Below are 5,000 nucleotides of genomic sequence, written 5' to 3' on the forward strand. Positions count from 1 at the left end.
CGGCCTCGCGCATCATCTGCTGCGCCTGCTTCAGCATGTCCGCAGCCCCGCCGAGGCCGGGCATACCTGCGGCCCGGAACGCGAGGCCGGGCGGGGTCTGCGGCTTCGGCCGGTTGAGCGTTCTCCACCAGGCTCACCGCGGTGAGGCCGTCGCGGCGCGCCAGCTTCAGCGTCGCCGTCCCCTCGGGGAGGATATAGGCCACCACCGCCTGGTCCGGGCCGATGGCCGTGCCGCGCGGGTCCTCCGTCCAGCCGAGGGCGGCCAGCGCGCCGCGATAGAAGGAGAGCACCGCATCGAGGCTGGCGAGGACCTCGGCATGGATGTCCCGCCCGGCCGCGTAATTGGTCCCGCCCGCGCCCTTGCGCGGCCGCGGCACCGGCAGGCCGAACACGTCCCCGCCGGCTCCACCGACTGCGCCTCGGCGGCGGGCGTGTTCGCCGCGGCCGCCGTCCGCATGGTCTTGAGCAGCCCGACGGGCTGCGGGGATATCTCGACCCGCATTCTGCCGTCGGCGGCCTTCTCGATCGACAGCGCGAGCGTCACCTTCGGCTCGCGGTCGCTGATGTAATGGGCGCTGGCGCCGCCGCGGTCGTCGAGGGTCCCGGATGGTCCCCCCTCGGCCTGCGCGCCGCCGGTGGCCGGCGACCAGAGCCGCCAGCCGCTCTTGGCCAGTTGCCGGAGGTAGAGATCGAGCAGCCGGTCCGCCGGCTGCGTGCTCACGAGGCTGAGCGAGGGCCTGTCGGGGGAATAGCGGATGTCGCCCGCGTCGGCGGGAAAGGGCAGGTCCACCCGCAGCGGCAGGGCGGAATACTGCACGGTGACGGCGTTGTTCTGCGCCGGCGCGACCGAGATAAAGGCGGTGAGCGCCTGCCCGTCCTTCTTGAAGGTGAGCGTGCGCTGGGCCGGGTTCTCGGCGGATGCGGCGTTGGGCGCCGCGAACCTCTGCCAGCCGAGGGCGGCGAGCGCCGCCGCCACCGCATCGGCGGTGGGGCCGATCGCCTGGGGCGAGGCGAAGATCGCCGTGGCGGGGCCGGAATAGATCTCGCGCGCGCCGGCAATGCGCGGCAGCTTGCTCGCGTCGAACCCGTCCGCGGCCGCTGGCCGGGTCATCTGGGCCCGCGCGTCCCCGACGTCGAGGATACCGAAGGTAAAAAACCCAGCGCGAGCATCGCGCCAAGCGCCAGACCATGGCGGCGGTCACTCCGCCGCGCGGTGACGCGCGCCGTTGGCCCCATCATCCCTGCCTCCCGTCCCGGATTGCCGGCCGGCAGGCGACGCGACCTCGCGGTCCTGCGGCCGATCCATCGTGGCGACCCGGCTTCCGGAAAAGCGGAGTCCGGCGACTCTGACGGTGCCCCTGCTCTATTTCAAGCGGATTTCGCTTGGCTGTCCGGGAGGCGGCCGGCCGGCGTCCTCACTTGCCCCGCATCAGGTCGAGCACCGCCTCGGCCCGCTTGCCGGCCTCCGCGAGGAACGGCTTGCCCGCCGCCTCCGTCGCGAAGCAGACCCGGTAGGCATGGGCGGCGTCGTCCTGGGCGCGGAAGCCCTCCTCCCAGCGCGGATCGTCCTCCTTGCCGGACTTCTGCGCCGCCTCCAGCACGGCGTCGGCCTTGGCGGAGGCGGCCTTCCAGGCCTCCTCGCAGGCCGGCATCGCCGGCACCTGCACCGCCGCGTCCGCCGAAGCGATGCTCACCCGCCCGTCGGCAATGCGGGTGATAACGATGGTGTCGGGCGGCGCGCTGCCGGGAATGTCCTGCGAGAACAGGCCGAGGGCGGCGTGCACGGTCTCGCCCGGAGCGGCGGGCGGGGTGAGATCGGCATAGCGCGAGAAGGCGGCGTCCTGGCTCACGGTCAGGGTGTAGAAAAATTCGTCGGCGGTGGCGGCCTTGATGCCGTCCTTGAAGGCGGCCGGGGCGCCCTCGTCCTTCGCCCGGGTCTGGAGCCAGTCGAGGAACACCGGCTCGGGGGAGACCAGGATGTAGGTCGCCCCGTCCTCGTCCATGAAGATCATGCCGTCCGGGGAATCGGAGCCGAGCTCGTCGCGCACCAGGGTCTCGGGCGAGAAGACCGGCTTCTGGGTGAGACCCTTGAACTTGAGCGGACCCAGCATGGCCGTCATGCGCTTCTGGAGGTCCTTGCGGCCGGTATCCTCGATCTTGGCGATCTGCGCATCGCTCTTGCCGCCCGCGACGGCGGCGTCCACCGCCGCCACGGCCTTGTTGCGGGCGGCGATATAGTCCTCGGCCGGTCCCGCCTCAGCGGGGGCGCCGGCGGCGAGAAAGAGGGCGCAGGCGAGCAGCGCGGGAGCCGTGCGGTGCATGGGATGCTCTTGGCGGGTTGCGGGGCCGGCATCTTTCCAGCGCGGCGGTGAACAGAGCATGAAGGGGATGGGGGAGAGCACATGGCTCTCCCCCGGCCTCGGGCTGAACGGCGCCGCGGCGCTCAGTTGCTGCGGGCGGTGGCGAGCAAGGCTTCGGCGCGCTTGACGGCGGCGGCGAGGAAGGGCTGGCCTTGGGCTTCCTTCGCGAAGCAGGCGCGGTAGGCGTTCGAGGCGTCCACGTCGGCGGCGTTCGCCTGCTCCCAGCGCGGATCGTCCTGGTTCTTCGACTTCTCCGCGGCCTTGCGCAGCGCTTCCGCCTTTGCGGTTCCCGCCTTCCAGGCCTTGTCGCAGACCGGCAGAGCCTTGATGCCCAGCTCCACGCTGCCGCTTCCAACGGTCACCCGGCCGTTCGCCACGCGGGTGATGACCACCGCTTCGGGCAGCGTGTTGGCGGGCAGGTCCTGGCTGAACAGGCCGATGGCCGCCCGCACCGTCTCGCCCTCCGCCGCCGTCACCGGCAGGTCCATGTAGCGGGAGAAGGCCGCCTCGTTGCCGATGGCGAGGGTGTAGAACTCATCGTTCGCGGTCGCCGCCGCGATCCCCCCGGCCGAGGGCCGGGGCGGCGCCCTCCGCCTTCGCGCGCGCCGCCAGCCAATCGGCAAACACCGGCTCGGGCGACACCAGCAGGTAGGTGGTGGCATCCTTGTCGGTGAACAGCAGGCCGTCCGGCCCGCCGGAATCGATGTTGCCCTCCAGCAGGGTGGCGGGGGAGAAGCTGGCCGTGAACCCCTTGATGCGGAGCGGGCCGAGGAGCGCCCGCATCTTCTGCTCCAGCGCCTTGCGGTCGGCGGCGTCGCGCTTCTCCAGCGTTTCGGGGCTGGCGCCGGCCTTCTCGGCCGCCGCCAGCGCGGAAACGGCCTTGTCCCGGGCGGCGATGTAATCGTCGGCCGTCCCGCCCCGGCGCGGCCGGCCGGGGCAATTGCGAGGCCCAAGGTAAGCGTCAGGGCGGCTGCGTTCAGCAAGCGGCGCGCGGGGCGGGTCATGTCAGGTCTCCGGTCTGGGTAAGGAAGGGGGCGCTTACTGCCCCCGCGCAGTGCCGAGGAATGCGTCCGCCTTCTTCACAGCGGCGGCGAAGAAGGGCTGGCTCGGGGCTTCCTTCACGAAGCAGGCCCGATAGGCGGCCGACCCCTCGTCCTGGATCCTGGTGATCTCCTCCCAGCGCGGGTCTTCGTCCTTGTTGTCCTTCTCCACCTGCTTCTGCAGGGCGTCCGCCTTGGCCTTGAAGGGCTTCCACACCGCGTCGCAGGCCGGGATGGGCTTGGCGCCAAGCTTCGCGATGGTGATGCCGGCCATGGCCTTGCCGTCCGCGATGCGCACGATGGCGATCTCGTTGGGCGCGGTGTTGCCGGAGGGCTCCTCGGTCTGGAGCCCGAGCCACGCGATGGCGGTCTCGCCCGGCAGGGCCGCCACCGGCAGCTCCACATAGGGCTGGTAGAAGCCGCCATCGAAGCCGACCGCACTGGTGTAGAATTCGGGCGTTGCCGCCGCCGCCTTCGCGCCGGAGGCAAAGGCCGCCGGGGCGCCGTCGTCCTTGGCGCGGGCGGCGAGCCAGGAGGTGAAGATGGCGTCCGGGGTCACCACGATGCGGGTGTCGAACTCCTTGTTGGAGAAAGAGAGGCCGTCCAGATCGCGGGCCGGGGTGTTCTCGTCGTAGCTCAGCAGGCGCAGCGTATATTGCGGCGAGCCGAGGCCCTTGAACTTCACCGGGCCCAGCAGGGCGGTCATGCGCTTGCCGAGATCCTTGAGCGCGGCCTCCTCGCGCTTGATGACCGCCTCGTCGCCACTCTTGCCGGCCTTGGCGGCGGCGATCGACTGCGCCATGGCCTTGTCGCGCGCCGCCACATAGTCACTGAGCGCGTCGGCCGATGCCGCGGCCGGCAGGCCCGCGGCCAGCAGCAGGGCGCAAGCGAGGGGGCGTACGAAACCTGTGCGTGAGCCTGTGATGGAGCCGCTCATGGGGGATGTCCTGTGGGCATGATTGCAGGGCGGGGCGCCCGGTTGCAGCGGTAGCGCAACAGCCCCCAAGGTCAAGCTTGAATTGTGGCGGATTGCTGCCCGGCGGGCGGCCGCAAACGCGTGCGGCCAAGGATTTTTCGCGTCCGCTGCGACGAGGCGAGGTCGGAGGTATCCGGCGGCCAGAGCCGCCGGCCTCAGTTGCTCGCGGCCTTGGTGCGGGTGTTCGCGGCGATGCCCGCCACCTTCGGCGGCACCGGCGCATGGTTCAGCAACGCATCCACGCGCTCGCGCTCCTTGCGGAACTCGGCCAGGAAGCGGCCCTCCAGCGCCCGGCCGCGCGGCAGCTTGATGCGCATGGGATCGACGAAGCTGCCGTTGATCTTCACCTCGTAATGGAGGTGCGGCCCGGTGGAGAGGCCGGTGGAACCGATATAGCCGATCAGCTGGCCCTGGCGCACCGTCGCGCCCTGGCGGATGCCCTTGGCGAAGCCGGACTGATGCGAATAGGTGGTGACGTAGCCGTTGGCGTGCTGGATCTCGGTGTGCTTGCCGTAGCCCGACTTCCAGTTGGCATAGGTGATGGTGCCGTTGCCGGCGGCATAGATGGGCGTGCCGACGCTGTCCGCCCAGTCGACGCCGGTGTGCAGCTTGGAATAACCGAGA

The 5,000-nt window shown here is 71.0% G+C and carries 6 protein-coding genes (1 of these 6 running past the window's edge); all 6 read right to left on the reverse strand.

The features are described 5' to 3' along the window. Positions 1–166: 166 nt before the first annotated feature. Complete coding sequence (locus tag AC2W7M_RS08830) at positions 167–1,111, reverse strand: hypothetical protein (RefSeq protein WP_486131745.1); 945 nt, start codon at positions 1,109–1,111, stop codon at positions 167–169. A 304-nt stretch (positions 1,112–1,415) separates the two neighbouring features. After that, entirely contained in the window at positions 1,416–2,321 is a 906-nt protein-coding gene (locus tag AC2W7M_RS08835) for a hypothetical protein (RefSeq protein ID WP_486131747.1), read from the reverse strand. Positions 2,322–2,443: 122 nt separating this feature from the next. Continuing rightward, positions 2,444–2,848: a hypothetical protein gene (locus AC2W7M_RS08840; protein ID WP_486131749.1), complete on the reverse strand. Its 405-nt coding sequence runs from the start codon at positions 2,846–2,848 to the stop codon at positions 2,444–2,446. 46 nt (positions 2,849–2,894) lie between these two features. Continuing rightward, entirely contained in the window at positions 2,895–3,143 is a 249-nt protein-coding gene (locus tag AC2W7M_RS08845; RefSeq protein WP_486131751.1) for a hypothetical protein, read from the reverse strand. Positions 3,144–3,398: 255 nt separating this feature from the next. Beyond that, positions 3,399–4,337, reverse strand: a complete 939-nt coding sequence (locus AC2W7M_RS08850; protein WP_486131753.1) for a hypothetical protein — start codon at positions 4,335–4,337, stop codon at positions 3,399–3,401. 194 nt (positions 4,338–4,531) lie between these two features. Next, on the reverse strand, positions 4,532–5,000 hold the final stretch of the coding sequence (locus AC2W7M_RS08855; RefSeq protein WP_486131755.1) for a peptidoglycan DD-metalloendopeptidase family protein. The gene runs 1,514 nt beyond the window's last position; the window shows 469 of its 1,983 coding nt (coding positions 1,515–1,983); its start codon lies off the right edge, out of view — the gene reads right to left on this strand; the stop codon is at positions 4,532–4,534.

Source organism: Xanthobacter sp. BG11Y11_SDJG, from assembly GCF_057364445.1.